The 18,984-nt window shown below is 46.8% G+C and carries 12 protein-coding genes; 3 read left to right on the forward strand and 9 right to left on the reverse strand.

All coding sequences use genetic code 11. From position 1 onward, the window contains the following. Positions 1–18 precede the first annotated feature (18 nt). A complete protein-coding gene (locus tag NFI81_RS04925) occupies positions 19–3,279 on the forward strand; it encodes a DUF1553 domain-containing protein (RefSeq protein WP_234613714.1) in 3,261 nt (1,086 codons plus the stop codon). Positions 3,280–3,291: 12 nt separating this feature from the next. Then, positions 3,292–4,770, forward strand: a complete 1,479-nt coding sequence (locus NFI81_RS04930; RefSeq protein ID WP_234613711.1) for a DUF1501 domain-containing protein — start codon at positions 3,292–3,294, stop codon at positions 4,768–4,770. 23 nt (positions 4,771–4,793) lie between these two features. Here NFI81_RS04930 and NFI81_RS04935 read toward each other — a convergent pair whose 3' ends face one another. The 3 genes from NFI81_RS04935 to NFI81_RS04945 are packed head-to-tail and all read right to left on the reverse strand — an operon-like array spanning position 4,794 to position 10,363. Further along, complete coding sequence (locus NFI81_RS04935) at positions 4,794–7,412, reverse strand: ABC transporter permease (RefSeq protein ID WP_234613709.1); 2,619 nt, start codon at positions 7,410–7,412, stop codon at positions 4,794–4,796. Beyond that, on the reverse strand, positions 7,405–10,023 hold the full coding sequence (locus NFI81_RS04940) for an ABC transporter permease (RefSeq protein ID WP_234613707.1): 2,619 nt from the start codon (positions 10,021–10,023) through the stop codon (positions 7,405–7,407). Before NFI81_RS04940 ends, NFI81_RS04935 begins: the two co-directional genes overlap by 8 nt. Position 10,024: 1 nt before the next feature. Then, a complete protein-coding gene (locus NFI81_RS04945) occupies positions 10,025–10,363 on the reverse strand; it encodes a PadR family transcriptional regulator (protein ID WP_234613705.1) in 339 nt (112 codons plus the stop codon). 218 nt (positions 10,364–10,581) lie between these two features. On the opposite strand from NFI81_RS04945, the gene NFI81_RS04950 reads away from it, so the two are divergent. Continuing rightward, on the forward strand, positions 10,582–11,442 hold the full coding sequence (locus tag NFI81_RS04950) for a sugar phosphate isomerase/epimerase family protein (RefSeq protein WP_234613703.1): 861 nt from the start codon (positions 10,582–10,584) through the stop codon (positions 11,440–11,442). Positions 11,443–11,483: 41 nt separating this feature from the next. Here NFI81_RS04950 and NFI81_RS04955 read toward each other — a convergent pair whose 3' ends face one another. From NFI81_RS04955 to NFI81_RS04980, 6 genes are all read right to left on the reverse strand, one after another. Continuing rightward, on the reverse strand, positions 11,484–12,476 hold the full coding sequence (locus NFI81_RS04955) for an ankyrin repeat domain-containing protein (protein WP_234613702.1): 993 nt from the start codon (positions 12,474–12,476) through the stop codon (positions 11,484–11,486). Positions 12,477–12,557: 81 nt separating this feature from the next. Further along, positions 12,558–13,340: an exodeoxyribonuclease III gene (gene xth / locus NFI81_RS04960; RefSeq protein WP_234613701.1), complete on the reverse strand. Its 783-nt coding sequence runs from the start codon at positions 13,338–13,340 to the stop codon at positions 12,558–12,560. A 42-nt stretch (positions 13,341–13,382) separates the two neighbouring features. Next, entirely contained in the window at positions 13,383–14,939 is a 1,557-nt protein-coding gene (locus tag NFI81_RS04965) for a sulfatase (protein WP_310590130.1), read from the reverse strand. A 107-nt stretch (positions 14,940–15,046) separates the two neighbouring features. Beyond that, a complete protein-coding gene (locus NFI81_RS04970; protein ID WP_234613699.1) occupies positions 15,047–16,798 on the reverse strand; it encodes a D-apionate lactonase family protein in 1,752 nt (583 codons plus the stop codon). A gap of 15 nt (positions 16,799–16,813) precedes the next feature. Further along, positions 16,814–17,839, reverse strand: a complete 1,026-nt coding sequence (locus NFI81_RS04975; protein WP_234613698.1) for a Gfo/Idh/MocA family protein — start codon at positions 17,837–17,839, stop codon at positions 16,814–16,816. 98 nt (positions 17,840–17,937) lie between these two features. Beyond that, positions 17,938–18,951 (reverse strand): GntR family transcriptional regulator, encoded by a 1,014-nt coding sequence (locus NFI81_RS04980; protein ID WP_234613697.1) that lies wholly within the window; start codon positions 18,949–18,951, stop codon positions 17,938–17,940. Positions 18,952–18,984: the final 33 nt, after the last annotated feature.

The raw sequence follows: 18,984 nt of genomic DNA on the forward strand, positions 1-18,984 counted from the left end.
TATTTAAATAACCCATTAATGTTCAGGAATTTCATCAAATATTGCTTCATATGGCCTCTTGGAGGCGCTTTACTGGCCTCTTGCGCCGGCAAAGCGGAACTGCCCGATGATGTTGCAGCAGAAATGTCGACACTATCCCAGCCCATTGATTATACTTATGATGTGAAGCCGATTCTCTCGGACCGCTGTTTCGCTTGCCACGGACCGGATGCTAATCACCAGAAAGCAGGTTTGCGACTGGATCTGGCCAATGCTGCTTACGAAAAGGAAACAGAAAGCGGGCTGAAAGCTATCAAGCCGGGAAACTCGGATAAAAGTGAATTGGTGCACAGGATCCTTTCAACCGATCCCGAAATATTGATGCCGACGCCGGAATCACATTTGTCGCTGACTGCACGCGAAAAGGCGATTCTGGTAAAATGGGTGGAAGAAGGTGCTGAATATAAGCCGCATTGGGCATTTACCCGTGTTGAAAAACCAAAGGTTCCCAAAGTGAAAAACGATTGGGTCAAAAACGACATCGACCGTTTCATCCTCAGCAAACTCGAAGAAAAAGGCATTAAACCAGCACCGGAAGCCGAAAAAACAACATTGTTAAGGCGTGCCTATCTGGACATTACCGGCTTGCCGCCCACGCCCGAAGAAGTGAAAGCATTCCTGGCCGACAAATCGCCGAAAGCATACGAAAATGCAGTTGATAAGCTTTTAGCATCGCCGCATTATGGAGAGCATATGGCCGTTTCCTGGCTTGATGCGGCTCGTTACGCTGACACGCACGGTTATCAGGACGATGGCATGCGCACGGCATGGCCATTCCGCGACTGGGTGATCAAATCTTTTAACCAAAACCAGCCTTACGACCAGTTCGTAACCTGGCAGCTCGCTGGTGATATGTTACCGAAACCCACACGCGATCAGATGGTTGCAACGGGCTTTAATCGGATGCACCAGCAAAGTCAGGAAGGTGGGATTATCCCCGAAGAATACCGGACGGCTTATGTAATGGACCGCGTGGACACTTTTGGTAAAACATTCCTTGGGATAAGCGTTGAATGTGCCCGCTGCCACGACCACAAATACGACCCGATAAGCCACAAGGATTACTATTCGCTTTATTCGTTTTTTAATAATAACAATGAAAACGGGCAGATCCCTTACAATGGAGAGGCGAGCCCGAGCATTACTTTGCCGACACCGGAGGCCGACGCGAAGCTGAAATTCATTCATGCAAACCTCACCAGAGAGAATACGGAAAGAGAGAAACGCATTGCCATAGCCGATCAAAATTTCCAAAACTGGCTTACCACCGCGGAAACTGAACCTGACAAAGCATTGCTTCCGGCTTCGAAAGACCTTGTGGGGCATTTTACATTCGATGAACCCAAAGGAAAGGAATTCAAAAACCTGGCTGATCCGAAGCACATGGCCAAATCAGAAGGCGACGACAGCTTGTCGAATGTGGCTTCGCGCCCTGGAAAAATTGGCAAAGCGCGGTATATGTATGGTGAGAATTCGGTTGGGTTTGGCGATAAATTTGCGTTTTTCGAGCGCAATCAACCATTCAGCATTAGCATTTGGCTTAATCTCCATGATCCTGCCGTCAGCGGCTCGCTCATTCACAAGTCCAACGGCGTCATGAATGGTTATCGTGGTTGGAATATTTTCCGCGAAAAAGATGGCCGTATCCGGTTGATGATGAGTCATGTATGGCCCGAAAATGCGATAGAGGTCCAGACCGTTGAGAAATTTCCGATGAACAAATGGACGCAGATCGGCTTTTCTTATGATGGTCTTAGCAAAGCCAATGGTTTGAAATTATATGTCAATGGTCAGCCTGCCAAAGTGGTGGTTCACAATGATAACCTCACCGAAAGCATCCTTTATGGGAAGAATAAAACGAACTGGTATGTTGACAAGCTGAACATTGGCCGCTTGTCCGATCAACGCACCAAGAATTTTGAAGTAGACGAATTCAGGATCTACACAAGGCCACTCACGAGCCTGGAAATGCTGGGCCTTTATACATTGAAAAATGAACTGGTAACAGCCATCAAAACACCGGCTGCAACACGCAAACCAGCACAATTGGCATCATTAAAGGAATATTATTTCAATAATGTTGATCCTGAATTTACGAAACACCTGGCCGAAAGCAGAAAGCTGATCGGGGAGGAGACGGAAATTTTGGATAAAGAAATTGATGTGATGGTGATGAAGGAGCGCAAGTTTCCGCGTAAGGCGTTCATTCTCAATCGCGGCGCTTATGATGCGCCGGGTAAGCCCGTTAATCCGGATACACCCGATAGTTTCTTTAAAATACCCAAAAGTTTTCCCAAAAACAGGCTCGGACTGGCCAAATGGCTGCTGCACGAGGATCATCCGCTCTTCACACGCGTAACCGTGAACCGGTTCTGGATGATGTATTTTGGCAAAGGACTGGTGGTTTCCAGCGACGATTTTGGAAACCAGGGCGAATTGCCCACGCATCCGCAACTGCTTGATTATCTGTCTGCCACATTCCGTCAATCGAACTGGAATGTCAAGGCCATGCAAAAACTGATCGTGACTTCGGCCACTTACAGGCAATCTTCCAATGGAAATCCTGAAACGCGTGAAAGCGACCCGGATAACAGACTTTATGCCCGCGGCCCGAGTTACCGCATGAGCGCTGAACAAATAAGGGACAATGCATTGGCTTCCAGTAGCTTACTTACGCCCAGAATCGGAGGAAAAAGTGCTTATCCTTATCAACCCGATGGCCTTTGGGAAGCGTTAGCAACCAGGAATGAGGTTGTTTACAAGCAGCAGCACGGCGATAGTTTGTACAGGCGGAGCTTATATACAGTCTGGAAACGCAGTTCGCCGCCGCCGATGATGTTGAATTTCGATGCAGCGGAAAGGCATTTTTGTATCACCAAAAGGCAGAAAACGAGCACGCCATTGCAAGCATTGGTGGTCATGAACGACCCGCAGTTTGTAGAAGCATCCCGCGTGCTGGCGCAGCAAATGCTGAAAAAAGGCAAAACATTGGATGAACAGCTTTCTTATGCGTTTACGGCACTCACGAGCAGGGCGCCTAGCAAGAAGGAAATGTCCATTTTGAAAGAGCTTTATGAAGAAGAATATTCGGATTTCAGCAAGAATCCGAAGCGCGTGAAGGAGATCCTTTCGACGGGAGAATACCCGGTGGACAAAATGTTGGATCCCGCGCAGGTTGCGGCGGGAACAATTGTGGCCAGCACGGTCATGAACTTTGATGAATTTTTGATCAAGAGATAAAAGAAAACAGTTATGAGCTTTTACAGAGAACTTGAAAACCATGTGCACGAGCAGTTAAGCCGACGGAATTTCTTATCAAAAACAAGCCTTGGACTTGGAGCGGCCGCCATGGCTTCCCTATTAAATGCAGATGATTCGATGGCGAAGAAAGTTGCTTCTGGAACGCCAGAGGGTGCATCATTACCATTGGGTAAGCCTCATTTTGCACCCAAAGCGAAGCGGATCATTTACCTGTTCCAAAGCGGCGCACCCTCGCAGCTGGAACTGTTTGACTATAAGCCAAAATTGGAACAAATGTGGGGCCAGGATCTGCCCGAATCGGTGCGGAAAGGGCAGCGGTTAACGGGTATGACCGCCGGACAAAGCAGTTTTCCGCTCGCGGCTTCTAAATACAAATTTGCCAAGCACGGTTCCAATGATATGATGATCAGCGAGTTGATGCCTTACACGTCCAGCATTGTGGATGATGTAACATTCATTCGCTCCATGCACACGGAGGCCATTAACCACGATCCGGCTGTCACGTTTTTCCAAACGGGAAGCCAGCAAGGCGGGCGTCCTTCGTGGGGATCCTGGATCAGTTACGGGCTTGGTTCAGACAACCAGAATATGCCTTCTTTTGTCGTGTTGCTTTCCAAAGGCCGCGCAGGCGACCAGCCGCTTTATGCAAAATTATGGAGTAACGGTTTTCTGCCTTCCGTGCATCAGGGCGTTGTTTTCCGCTCCGGCCCCGACCCGGTTTTTTACCTGAACAATCCCGAAGGCATTGATAAAACAAGCCGCCGCCGAATGCTGAACTCGCTGGCGAAATTACAGCAGGCACAGTTTGAGAAAATCCTGGACCCCGAGGTAAATTACCGGATGGCACAGTATGAAATGGCTTATCGCATGCAAACGGCGGTGCCGGAAACCATGGATATTTCCAAAGAGCCGGATTACATTTTTGACCTCTACGGAGAGGAATCCCGCAAGCCTGGAACATTCGCCGCCAACTGCTTACTTGCGCGCAAACTCATTGAAAAGGACGTCAAATTCGTTCAGCTTTACCACCAGGGCTGGGATCAGCATGGTAACCTGCCGAATGACATTAAAACTATGGCTAAAAGCGTGGACCAGGCATCCGCAGCATTGATTAAGGACTTGAAACAGCGTGGCTTACTCGATGAAACGCTGGTGGTTTGGGGTGGAGAATTCGGGCGTGGTGCTTACTCGCAGGGCAAGCTTACCAAAGACAATTACGGCCGCGACCACCATCCGAGAAGCTTCACGATCTGGATGGCAGGCGCGGGCGTTAAGAAAGGTTTCGTGTTTGGAGAAACGGATGAATTTGGATACAATGTGATCAAAGATCCTGTGCATGTGCATGACTTTCAGGCAACTGTTATGCATTTATTAGGCGTAGATCACGAACAATTGGTCTTCAAACACCAGGGCCGCCGCTATCGCCTCACCGACGTGCACGGCAAAGTTGTGAAACCGATATTGACTTAAATAAAGGCACATTTAATGTGCCTTTATTCACTTCTTAAACTTTTCACTGGATTAAGTAATGCAGCTTTAATACTTTGAAAACTGACCGTCAGAATGGCGATCAATACAACTGCAACACCCGCCAGCACAAACATCCACCAGGCAATGTCAATCCGATAAGCAAATCCTTGCAGCCAGGCGTTCATCAACCACCACGCAACCGGGGAGGCGATGACGATGGCTGCGGCAACGGGTTTCAGGAAATCTTTGGATAAGAGGCCCACAATGCTGCTTATAGAAGCGCCGAGCACTTTACGTACGCCGATTTCTTTTGTGCGTTGCTCCGCCGTAAATGTTGCCAAACCGAACAATCCCAGACAGGAAATGAAAATGGCTATAAAAGCAAAATAGTCAGACAACTTGCTCACGATCTGTTCACTCTGATACTGTTGCGCGTAAGATTGGTCCGTAAAGGCATAGGTAAAAGGAAATTTTGGATTGACTGTTTTGCAAACACGCTCAATGCCAGCCAGCGTTTCCTTTGTTTTGCTGCCGTCGATGCGGATAATGGCGCTGCCGGTCTTGTTTTTGGTGTTCATGTAGGCAATAAGCGGCCGGATTTTCTCATGCAGCGATAAAAAATGAAAGTCCTTTATTACGCCGATGATCACACCGGTTTGATTCCCCCATTTCAATTTCTTACCAATCGGATCTTTGAAGCCGATCACTTTAAGCGCCGTTTCGTTGATCAGGAAAGCCATTGAATCCGTCGCAAAATCTTTTGAAAAATCCCTTCCCGCGGCCATTTCGAGTTTCATGGTTTTGGCAAAATCGTAGCCTACGCCTGCGGGCGTAAACCTTACCTGATTATTGGCCTCGCTTCCCGGCCACGAGATTCCCTCGGTTCCGGAACCATTTGAGCCCGGCGACGCGGTCATATGCGAGACGCTTGTTACACCATTAACCTGCATGAGTGCATTGCGGAAAACGTCATAATTTTTGATCAAATCGCCTTCCATTGGGAAATAAATGAGGTTTTCACGATCATAACCCAGGTTTTTCGTTTGGACAAACTCAACCTGTCTGTAAATAGTGATCATCCCGACAATCATAATGATGGAAAGCCCGAACTGAAAAACAACTAGTCCTTGTCTTAACCATGTGGATTTGCTATCAAATTTCAATGTGCCTTTCAAAACGCGGATCGGATTGATTGAGGACAGGAAAAATGCAGGATAGCTGCCTGCGAGCAGGCCGGTTGTGAGCAAGAGGCCGGATAATGTCAACCAGAAGCTGGGTTCGCTCAAGGGCAATGACATTTGCTTTCCGGTAAGGTTGTTGAATGATGGCAAAAGCACCGCCACAAGTAAGACAGCAATGGAAATAGAAAACAGGGTGATCAAAATCGCCTCACCCATAAACTGCCCGACGAGCATGGAACGCATTGCGCCGATCACTTTGCGGACACCCACTTCCTTGGCTCGTTTTGCAGATCTTGCCGTAGCCAGATTCATAAAATTGATGCAGGCAATAAGCAGTATGAAAACAGCCACCAAGGCAAATAATCGGACATATTCAATGCGGCCTCCGTCCATATGGGCATCCTTAATGGTGCTGTTCAAATAATATTCGTGAAATGGCTGCATGGCGAGTTGTGTGCGGAAAGGCTTGCCCTCGTCGCGGTTGAACTTGTCCAGCAAATGCTTGATTTTCGCTTCTACTTTTGCAGGGTCAGCATCGGCCCTGATCTTGAAAAAAGTGAGGGGATCTGTGCTGCCCCATTCTTTTGCCCAGTCATTATCCTGCAAAAAACCCTCCCAACTGCGTAAACAGTCAAATTTCAGCGTGCTGTTCAGGCCAATGTTTTCAAACACGGCAGTGATCATCAGATTTTTTTGATTATCCATTGTGATGGGCTTACCCATAGCCGCTTCCGGGCTCCCGAAAAAAGTGATAGCCATATCCCGGGAGATCGCCAGGCCGTTGGGATCCTTCAACGCACTTTCGGGAGTGCCTTGTAATATTTTAAAACTGAACATCTTGAAGAAATCAGCACTGGCCGCATTGGTCTGGCGCTTGTAAATTTTGTCGCCAACCGAGAATGTGGCATCGCTCGGCCATTCATAGGGCGTCGCCATTTCTATTTCAGGAACCGATTTTTTGAGTTCTTCCGCGAGTGGTCCGGGCGTCCAGATCACGCCTTGCACCTTCCCGCTAAAATATTCGCGCATATAAATCCTGTACAACTGCGTTTTGTTCGCATGAAAGCCGTCGACGCTCAACTCGTCTTTGATCCAGAGCATGATCAGCAAGCTGCAAGCCATGCCCAGCGCAAGACCGAGCACATTTACGGCCGAAAACGTTTTGCTTTTGACCAGATTGCGGAAGGCGATTTTGAAATAATTTTGAATCATATCATGACTGAAGAAGTGGTTTCCTGAATATTCTTGTGATCTTTTATGTTGTGCAAATGGCCTTAACAACTTCATCGCAGTGAATGCATATAGCCATTTGGCCTTAGTTAATCCGGCTGTTTTTTGCCAATACGCATACATTTCCAGCATATCGCCTTCCGTTTCTTCAAGCGTATTAGGGTCTGCCCACCAGCGTAGCAGCTTGGTGGCCCAGGGCGGCGGGTTTGTATTTTGCTGATTTTTATTCACTTCTTAAACTCTTTACGGGATCCAGCAACGCCGCTTTAATGGCTTGATAACTCACTGTCAGTAAAGTGATTCCCAATGCGCCCAGTCCGGTTAATGCGAATATCCACCAGGAGATTTCTGTGTGATATTTGTAGTTTTTGAGCCAGTCGTTCATGACATACCAGGAAATGGGAATGGAGACAAGGCAGGAAATGATAACCAACAGCACAAAATCCTTTGATAACATGCCCCAGAGATTGCTCACTGACGCGCCTAGGACTTTTCGGATGCCTATTTCTTTTGTGCGTTGCTCGGCTACAAAAGACGCAAGTCCGAACAACCCGAGACAGGAAATGAAGATCGCCAGGACCGCGAAAAAGCTGGCCAGTTTGCCGATCCGCTCTTCGGTTCCGAACTTTTTGGAATACTCTTCATCGGCAAAATTATAAGTGAACGGGCTGCCGGGATTGTATTTTTGAAACACAGTTTCCACCTTTCCAATTGCCTCGCTTGCGCTGATATCCGGTGTAAGTCGGATGTTAATGACCGAAATGTTCCGATAATTAACGACAAAAAACGAGGGGCTCACGGGCGAGAACGGGTTTTCCTTGATCATATCTTTCACCACGCCAATGATCCTGAATTGTTTTCCACTGGCCCGCACAAACGAGTCGAGCGGTTTTTTAAGGTTCATCAATTTTGCGGCTGACTCGTTCAGGATCATGGCTGAGGAATCCGTTGAAAATGTTCTCGAAAAATCACGGCCCTGTAACATTTGCCAGCCAATGGTTTTGCCGTAGTCATGCGTGACGGAATTGTGCATCACCAGGGGCTGCGTATCCGGACTTTTTCCTTCCCAGGAAATATCCGTAGTGCCGCCATCCTGAGCAGTTATCACGCCGGAAGATTGAGACATTTCCTTCACCGCGCCGGTGTTGAGCAGATCCTGCCGCAATGCCTGATAATGTTCCAAAAGCTCAGGCGTGTTCATTTTAACTTCGATCAACCCGTTTTTACTGTATCCGACGGGGCGATTTTTGGCAAACTGGATCTGCCTGAAAATAATGATCGTGCCGATAATGAGCGTAACTGAAACTGTGAACTGCATCACAACGAGCACTTTGCGCGGAATCGCAGCAAAGCGACCGACTGAGAATGTTCCTTTGAGCACTTTCAAAGGCTGGAAAGAGGACAAATAAATCGCTGGATAACTGCCGGCAATGATGCCGGTTAACAAACAGAAACCAAGTCCTAACAACCAAAAATTAGGATTGAACCATAAAATTGACATTTGCTTCTGCGCAACTCCATTGAAAAAAGGTAAAGCCGCCGCAGCAAGAAGAATTGAAAGGATGAAGGCTAAAAAAACAACCAACAGCGACTCACTAAAAAACTGGCCAATCAGCTGGCCTCGCAATGAGCCGATCGCCTTCCTGATGCCGACTTCTTTGGCCCGCTTTTCGGATCTCGCCGTGCTCAGATTCATGAAATTAATGCAGGCCAGCAGCAAAACGAACACGCCGATGATGCCAAACAGCCAAACGAACTGGATCAATCCGCCTGTATTTACACCGTTTTTGAATTCTCCGTACAAGTGCCATTTGTTCATAGGATGCAGGAAAAATTCAGGTTTGTAACGCGGCGGGTCATCCATTTTTGTCCTGATTTCCTTGATTTTAGCCGAGACCTGATTAGGGTCGGCACCATCTTTTAACTGCGCATAAATTTGGTAACTGTTGCTGTCCCAGTCATTTTCAATGGATTTGGCATAAGGATCATTATTAAGAAGCAAGTTCCAGGGTGTGATATAAAGCGTTTCTTTGAACGTGCTGTTGTTTGGAAAATCCTCATAAACGCCCGTGACCTTCACGTTCACCTTATTATCAAGTTTTACAAGTTGATTAATCGGGTTCATTTCTCCGAAGAATGCTTTTGCCAGCGACTCGGACAGCAGAATCGAATTGGCGTCTTTCAGTCCGTTGCTGTGCGAGCCTGCAAGCATTTTTACAGACATCATTTCCAAAAATGCAGGCTCGACAGAACTTCCTGTTTTTGCAAACTTCTTCTCACCGGCAGCGAGAATCTGGCCTTGCCTTTTGGACATAACCACCGATTTGAAATCAGGATATTTCGTACGAAGTTCATCTGCCAGCGGAATGGGCATGACGTCGTAAGTCGATTTTTCAACCTCAAAGGTGACGAATTGAAACAGTTGCACCACCCGGTCGTGGTTCTTATGATATTTGTCAAAAGACAATTCGTCATAAACCCACAGGCCGATGAGCATGGCAACGGCCATTCCCACGGACAACCCGCCAATGTTAATGGCAGCATATCCTTTGTGTTTCAGGATGTTGCGTAAGGCAATTTTGAAATAATTTTGTATCATAATATGGCTGAATAGATAAGTTTTCGGATAGTCGTGTGACTTCTTTTGTTGGGCAAATGGCCTTAATAACTTCAACACGCTCAGTGCGTATCGCCAGTTTGCTTGCTGTGAACCAGCGGTTTGCTTCCAGTAGGCGTACATTTCCAGCAAATCGCCCTCCACTTCTTCCGAAGTGTTGGGGTCGGCCCACCAGCGCAGGAGGGTAGTGGCCCACTGGGGCGGTTCGGGAGGGTTTCGGCTCATTTTAAAGGCCCATTAGTTGCAATGTCTGCGGTGGCAATGCGTTCCATAGCTCCTCACGAACCTGCTTAACTTCCATCAACGCCTTGCGTCCCAATGCGGTTACGGTAAAAAACCGCTTTCTGCGACCGCCGCGTTCGGCCGTTGCACCGCCCATGGCTGAGGACAGAAAATGTTTTTCTTCCAGCCGCTGCAATGTTGTGTGCACCGAACTGAACCCTACAACCCGGCCGGTTTTTTGTTCCAATTCCTGCGTTACGGTTACGGCGTATGCTTCTTCGCCCAGGACGGCGACAGTGAGTAAAATTACTTCTTCAAACTCTCCCAGAAAGGTTCGTTTCATATCAAGTTTTTATTTAATACGATAATGTCGATCAAATGTCGTGCCATTTTTCGAAAAGCTGCTTTTTAACTAATTGGATCATATTTTGGTCAAAATGAGTGGCAAGAAAATGTTCGCTTTCGAACAACGGACGTGCTCAGGCGGACAGCTGCACGTTTGTAGGGTATGAATCCAAATTATTCGTCTTACTTAAGCATTATTTAACAAATAATTATAAAATGAAAATCAAAAAAATTCTGATTGCGTCCATGGTTTTTGTGCTGGGTGTTAACACGCTTTTTGCACAAAAAGGCAAACCCCTTTTTCCTGAAACGCCGGGAATGGTTTCTTATACTTTCCGTAAAAGTTTGGCCAAAGACCCTGCCGCTACATTGGATACGCTGCAAAAGCTGGGTATTAAGGACATGGAATTTTCGAGCTTGTTTGGTAAAACTGCCGCTGAACTGCGGAAACTCCTGGATGAGCGCGGCATGAAATGTTCGTCCTTCGGCGTGCAATATCCGGATGCGCTGGATAAAACAAAAGAGGTTGGGGAAAATGCTAAAATGCTGGGCGCAAAGTTTGTACGCGTAGCGTGGATCCCGCACAAAGGGCCTTTCACCTTGGAAATGGCTGAGAAAACGGTTGCTGATTTCAATAAGATCGGAAAACAGCTTAAAGAAGAATTTGGCATTACATTTTGCTATCACAACCATGGTTATGAGTTTGAGAAACATGAAGACGGCACATTAATGGATTACATTATCCAGAAAACAGATCCTAAATATGTAAGCTTCGAAATTGACTTGCTATGGACCTTTTTCCCTGGTGCCGATCCGGCAGCATTGATCGCTAAATATCCGAAGCGCTTCAAATTGATGCACATGAAAGATCTTAAAAAAGGAGTGACCGGAAATATGTCTGGTGGAACGCCGGTTGAGAATGATGTGGCCCTGGGAACCGGACAACTTGATATTCCGGCGATTTTGAGAGCTGCCAAAAAATCATCCATTGAGCATTATTACATTGAGGACGAAAGCCCGAGCTATGCGACCCAGGTGCCGCAGACGATGGCTTATCTGAAAAGTCTTACATACTAAAAGCAAAAACCCGGACTTGTCCGGGTTTTTGCTTTTTAAAGTCAACGCAATGCGTTCAGCCGTTCTTTCAGCGATGTAAATTCCAGCGGCGGGACTTTGCCCCAACTATTGAACTGCTTGTCCTGGTAAGCGACTGCTTTGCGAATATCCCAGCCTCCGGCAATTTGGTAATCCGGTTTTGCACCATGATTAAGCAGCAGATTGCAGATTTCCCATTGTTCCGATCCAGCCGCTGAGCATAACGCCGAAGAGACGATCACATTTTCATCGTATTGGGGTGAAAAAACATTAGGGTCAGCACCGTGTTCCAGAAGCAAACTGACTTTTTTGACTTTAAACGGATCATTGACATCCAGGTAAATCGCTTTGAACAGAATCGGATATTTGCGTTCTTTTTCAATCGCGTTCGCATCGGCCCCGTTTTTCAGGAACAATTCAAGGAATTCGGGATCATTTTCCAAAACACCAAAATGTGTTGCAGTGCGCAACGTGTCGGCCGTTTCGATCCTGGCGCCTTTATCCAACAATAATTGAAGGGATTCGAGCACCTTTTCTTTCGGGTTTTTCTTCGCCTGCATCGCAGCGAAATCCAGCAATGTCACATGGTCCTCACCACTTACATTGAGGTTAGGGACCGGTTGTTCGAGACCAAATTTCAGTTTTTCTATGTTAGCATCTGCAATGGCCGCAGCCAGATCACGCCTTAACGGATCCTGGAAATAGTACGTGCCGTTTGCTTTCTCATTTAACTCCTCATCATAACTGTTGGTCTGGTAATGCGTAATCACACGTCCGAGGCCGAGGTAAAAAACACCCATGGCCAGCGGGTAGATATTGATCACCAGCGCAATGATCCGGGTCGTTTTATAAGGCAGATAATTGAGCAATGCGAGTAGGGCAAGCGGGATGTAAACCATCATCAACATGCCGCTCGCCATCCGGTCCGACTGTGTTTTTGAAATGAGCAGCGTCCATAAGATCCCAAGCGTATACACGCTGACAGCCAACCAGTTAACTAATGTTATCGTTTTCATGCAACCAAAATAAGCATTCGGTTGCGTGACAAATTGCTTACTTATTTACAGGCAGGTCGGGATTAGTTTGCGGTCAAACTTTTATTCTTCCGGATCGGCGATTTCTATCCAGGTCGGTGCGTGGTCACTTGACTTTTCCCATCCCCGGACGTCCTTGTCCACACCGGCAGCGAGAAGCCGCGCATCAATGTGCGGACTCAGTAAAAAATGATCGATCCTCAGGCCGGCATTGCGCCCATATGCATTTCTGAAATAGTCCCAGAATGTGTAAATGGTTTCATCAGGATGCAGTTTTCTGATGGCGTCGGTCCAGCCCTGGTCTACGATATTTTTAAATGCTGCACGCACTTCCGGACGGAAAAGCGCGTCGTCTACCCAGCGCTCGGGTTTGTAAACATCTAGCTCCGTAGGCATAACATTGTAATCGCCGGCCAGGATAACCGGCACATCATAGGCCAGCAATTCCGCCGCGTGAGCAGCAAACCTTTCAAACCAGCGGAGTTTATATTCCAACTTCGGTCCGGGAGCCGGGTTACCATTAGGAAGATAAAGGCATCCGACGAGCATTCCGTTGATAATGGCCTCAATGTAACGGCTGTGCAGGTCTTCGTCGTCGCCCGGAAGCGATCTCCGCACTTCTTTCAGCTCCATGCCCCGCGCCAGGATCGCTACGCCATTCCAGCTTTTTTGACCGTGCCAGATCGCATTGTAACCTGCATCCGCGATCGCTTTTTCCGGAAATTTCTCTTGCGGTGCTTTCAATTCCTGCAAACAAACGACATCCGGTTTGGTCGTTTCCAGCCAGCGCAGCAGCACCGGCAGCCTGCCATTCACTCCATTGACATTATAAGTGGCAATTCTCATATCTGGTGTTCAGGTGATTTTGTGAGGAATGTAATATAAAAATCAGTCCCGGCTTTTGGCTGCGATAGCATCGGGTAGGGGAACTTCCGCTCCGGTGCTTTTGAAAACCGGCCATTGCGCGTTCATTTGCTTCAATTGCTTTGAAAAAAGTGCAGCGAGTTCTTTCACCTTTTCGGGTTTCGAAGCCGCAAGGTCATTTTCTTCTCCGATGTCATTTTTGAGATCATACAGTTCCAGTTTTGCTTTTCTGTAATCGTAAATCAATTTCCAATCCCCCTTACGAAATGCGCTGGCATAGTGAATGTTGGGCCCCTCCGCAGCGATCCAGCGGTTGGGATGGTGCCAGACAAGCTCGCGGTTCGCGTCCTTTAATGCAGGATTTTTAAGTAATGGAAGAAAGCTTTTCCCATCCGTTTGCTGGACCAGTTTGGGATTTTTGATGCCAGCCACGTCCAGGATCGTCGGGAAAAAATCTTCAATAATCACATATTGGTCCGCCACGGAATTGGCTTTCACCACTTTCGGCCAGCGCACCAGCATAGGCTCACGGATCCCGCCTTCATACACAGATCCTTTTCCCGCTTTCAATGGCAAATTATGCGTCCAGGCCTGTCCGCCACGCGAAGGGCTCGTGCTCAGGCCGCCATTATCCGACATGAAAAGGATGATCGTATTGTTAGCAATCTTGCGTTTATCCAGAAAATCGAGCACATCGCCGAGGCTCTTGTCCATGCCCTCAACTAGCGCGGCATATTTTGCTTCCGTGCTGTCGAGACCGGTTTTTAAATATTTATCCAAATAGCGCTTATCCGCATTTAAGGGAATATGAACGGCATAATGGGCCAAGTATAAAAAGAACGGCTTCTTGTCTTCCAAAGGTTTTTCGATTGCTTTCAAAGCCTCGGTTGTAATGGCATCGGTCAGGAAAACATTGGTGCCGTGATATGCTTCCAGGCCAGGCACCGCGTTGCGGTTGGACTTTCCGTTAACTACATTATCATAATTCTTTTCACCCAGATAACTCGCCGGATGGCCGATGGAGCTGCCAGCAATGTTGATATCAAATCCGACATTTTTAGGATCAGAACCGGGCGTGCCCGTCGAACCGAAATGTGCCTTGCCGCTGTGAATGGTGTAATAACCGTTTTGTTTCAGAATAGCCGGCAATGGTGTCCCGTGAAAAGTGTGCGCAATGTTGGCAACGGGACTAAACCCATTGATGTTCCAGTCGACCGGCTTAACGGTCGGGTCCTCATGATCGGTATTTTTATCTTTATCCGGTGATGTCCAATGTGTTACATGCGTGCGGGCTGCGTTTGCGCCTGTAAGCAGGCTCACCCGCGAAGGCGTGCACACTGGCATTGCATAAGCATTCGTGAACTTCATGCCCTCCCTGGCCATGCGCTCCATATTAGGCGTGTGATAGCGTTTATTCAATGGCGTTGCCTGTGTCCAAAAAGGAACCGAAGTATCCTGCCAGCCCATATCGTCGACAAAAAAAACAATAATGTTGGGTTTTTCAGATGCGCCGGTTTGCGCAAAAATTGGAATGAAATTGAGCGGCGCAAAAGCGAGCAGAGAAAGAGAAATGCGTTTGATATGCGTTTGATAATGCTAATAACAGTCATTTTGTTTGGGTAGGAAGTCAATTCAATGGATTTTGGGCAAATTAAAGATAATCTTTCTGCCTTGAAACAATGAATTTTTTACAATGCCACAACGGCCCATGGAGCCAATGTTAAAATGTTGGCTTCCAGTTCATTAGTGGCATCTTGCTCTAATGCGAATGTGATTTTTGTGTATTTCAAAGCAGCATTCAGGTCCAGATTAACGGTCTGTTTTTCAGCGGTATGATTGGCAATGAGCAGGCAGCTTTCTTTTCGTTCCGCTCTTAACATCAACAGGGAAGTGATCTTTAAAGGAAAATCGGACGAAGTAGCTTTAATTTCTGCTGGTTTCCAGTTCAGGCTAAACTGCAAAAGTGCGCCTACGGGATAAATGTTTGCCTCATCCATAATGCCACCGGGGCCATTGGTTTCAAAATAAGTGATGGAATCGGCTCCGGCTTCGGCAAGATATTTGATGCTTCCTAATGTCCAGCCAGCTGCCAATTGCGAGGTTTGGCGGCTGTCATAATTATTTTTGGAGGCTTCATTATCGGCTGCCACTGCCTTGGATCGTGGTTTGAGGGTTATGGGCGACACATGTACTTTTTTTTCGGGAGCAATTGCCCGTGCGCTATTGATCATATCAAACTGCGCCTGCATGTTGTCGATCATCGTCAGGTCATCTTTCAAATGCGCTAGGGGCGTGAGCGAAAAGGATATAAAGTCAAGGGCTCCATAATCCATCCGGTTACGGTTGAATTCAGCGAAATGCGTATCTGTTCCGCCTCCCAGTTCAACATGGGGCAATTGTTCACGAATGTTTGGGATGACATTCGCAATGAATTCAGTATTCGTAAGTCCGGAAATCGCATCGAAGAAAAGGATCGATTTTACAGCGCTTGCATGCTCTGTAATCGCATTCAGGAACATTGGAATATTTTTGTCCTGTGCAGTGCAGAAAACAGCCAGTTCCAGCCTGGTTTCACAAAGACGACATTTTTCCAAAGCGAGCATTAGCTGTTCGCGCCAACGATCGTCCGAAAGAAAAATATCTTTTCGTAAATGATTTATCTTTAAATGTTTGACAAAGTCCAATTCACGCGCCGAACAACTTGACGCCAGCTGTAAACCGAGCTTGGGAAACGTTGAGTAAGCGTCATTCTGATAAACTCTAATCGTCTCTGTTAAAGGTTTTTGCAGCGTAATTACATCCGTCACCGTTAGCCTGACCGACTGATTGATCAGTGTTCCTTTCTCTAGCAATTTTGGGAAAGGCAATTCCAGTGGTGTGCAATAGGTTTTGTATGAAGCATCAGACCAGTTCCGCTGATCCTCAGTTTCAAAAATATCACCTTCAAAATCCAACCTTACCCGGCCTGTTTTGCCCACCGGCCATTCCATTGCACGAATGTTCAGAAATGGCTGGTGCGGGCTGATCGCTTCCGGGAAATATTTGTGCGAAAAATAGCCGTCGGGATGCTCAATGCAGCAAGGCGTCCCGGCAAATTGGTCGGTCGCGTGCAAGACACATAATCCAGCCCTGTTGGTCAAAAAGCTATTCGTTGCCTGACCCTGAATGTTAAATTGAATGCTGCCATCCGGCGCGCCGGTAATTTCGACTTTCCAATTGAAATGAAAGCCGTTTTCCCGGACCTTGCTGGTGAATTTCACAGAAAATGAGTTTGCGCTGCTTTTAATTTCCTCGCCGCTGATTTCATGTGATAAAGTATTCCATTCGCGATCACGGATTGCGAAGTAGATCATCCGTACAACTTCCTGATTATCAATGCGTATATAACGGAGATTGCCATCCGAATAGTCAGCTTGCACAGGACCGGCTTGAAGCAGCATAAGTGTGGTGGTTGGTTAAAAATGGATGACTTTATTCTCACGGGCAGACTGGTACGCAGCCTGCACCAGCCGCATCGTTTCCAGATTGTCTTTCCCGGTTGTTTCCGCATGCTTCTTTCCCATAATGCTATCCAGAATATTGCGGTTGCAATCCACAATGGACGAATGCACCACTGCATACTCGGGATCCATCCAGGGATAAGGTTTTGGGTCAGCGGTCGTTATCACGGTTCCTTTCCGCGTTGTAATCTTGATCATATAATTGTGTAATAACTGAATCGTGCCCTTTTCACCTTCCACCGAAATCAGCGTTTGCGGAAAAGATTCCTGTTCCGCAATCGTGGCATAAGACATTTCAACAAAACAGGAAATGCCATTTTTCATGCGCAAAAGCACATTAGCAACATCTTCTCCTCGAATGTCAGGATTAATCCTGGCCGTGTGACAATATAACGACTCGGCCTCGCCAAACAAAAACCTGGAAATGTCCAGCACGTGCGAACCAATGTCGGTAATGATAAATTGTTCAAGATCTTTTAAGAATGGCTGGTTATCAAACACCGGAAACCCAGAGCAGAAAGCAACATTAGCCTTAAATATTTTGCCAATAATCCCATATTCCAATATCTCCTTCAACTTCCTGACCGGAGCCTGGAAACGGAAATTCTCATGAATATAAAACTGAACATTAGCCGCTTTGCAAGTCTCGACCATTGCCAGGGAAGTTTCCCAACTCGGCGACATGGGTTTTTGGCAAATCACATTCACGCCCCTTGCGGCAGCTTTTTTGGTAAAAATGGCGTGCGTGTTTACGTCGGTGATGATATCCACAAAGTCCAGTTCGGCAGCATGCTGATCGAGAAGTTCATCCACATTGTCGTAAACGAACTCGACGTCATGCTTCAATGCCAGGGCTTTGGCTTTATCCAGGCTGCGGTTATAGAAAGCAATCGGTTTTACATTTTTGAGCTCATTCCAGCCCGCCAGTTGATATCCCGACCAAAACCCGGTTCCCAAAACCGCAAACTTGTAAATCCTCATAAGGCAAAATGAATGTCAAAATCAGTGGCATCTCTACTGCACTCTACTATTAAACAAATATATTATTTTTTGTTATGGTAGTATGTCGTTGGCAGAATTTACAGCGATTTACGGCGGATTAGGCTGGAGGGATTGGCAGTTTTCGTGGTGAGTTTTTGATCAATGATTTTACTGAGCGTTTGGCCCATTTGTTCAAAATCTGTGGAGATCACAGTGATTCCGCCTTCGAGGATCTCTTTCATCGGCGTGTCGTCATAGGAGATTAATCCAACATCCTTTCCTAAATGCAACCCCGTGCGATGCACATGTTTTACAAAATCGATCAGGTCACGATCAGCAAAAAGCAGATAGGCTTCCTGCTTCCTGATCATGTCATCGCTGAACTGATCCGCGATCTGACAATCCATTTCAAAATCCTCGCAAAAACGTTTAAAACCTTTGATGATGCCGTCAGGAACGAACTGAAACTGTCCCTTTGCGAGCACCAGCGTCAGTTTTTTATATTTTTTCAAAAGATCCAGTCCCGATTTCAGCGCTGAATAAATATCATTTTCAAAATCCTGAAAAACGGCGGCATAATTGCCTGAAACTTCTTCCGCGGCCTTGTCGATGATGACGAGCCTGTCCTTTGAAATGCGGTTTAATGTGGCCGACACATCCTCATTGAAATGAGGCATGATAACGAAATAATTATAGTTGTTCAAATTATTGGTGATCAGATCGTCGAATAACGCGCGGTCATAATGATGGAAAAACAAGCTAAGCTGGGATCCATCCGGAAGCCGGGATTTGAGTGCAAAATATAAGATCTCCTTGTAAGCATTTAATGTATCAAAAAGCAGAAAAACATTAAGTGCTCCTTTCACAGCTGTGTTCGCAACGTAAAATCCTTTGCCATGTTTCGCCTGGATCACGCCTCTTTTCCGTAAATCCTCATATGCCTTTGCAACCGTCACTTTCGCCACATTTTGCCAGCTCGACAGCTCACTGATCGACGGCAGTTGCTGCCCATGGTTCAAGGTGCCCTTTTCGATGGAAGAAATCACCTCATTCAGTATCTGCTGGTATTTGGGTTGTTTTGAAAGGGCATCAATTTTTATCAGGTCTCTCATCGTAAATTCCGGGGGGCTATATCAGCCTAAATA

The sequence above is a fragment of the Dyadobacter fanqingshengii genome (assembly GCF_023822005.2).
Taxonomy (GTDB): domain Bacteria; phylum Bacteroidota; class Bacteroidia; order Cytophagales; family Spirosomataceae; genus Dyadobacter; species Dyadobacter fanqingshengii.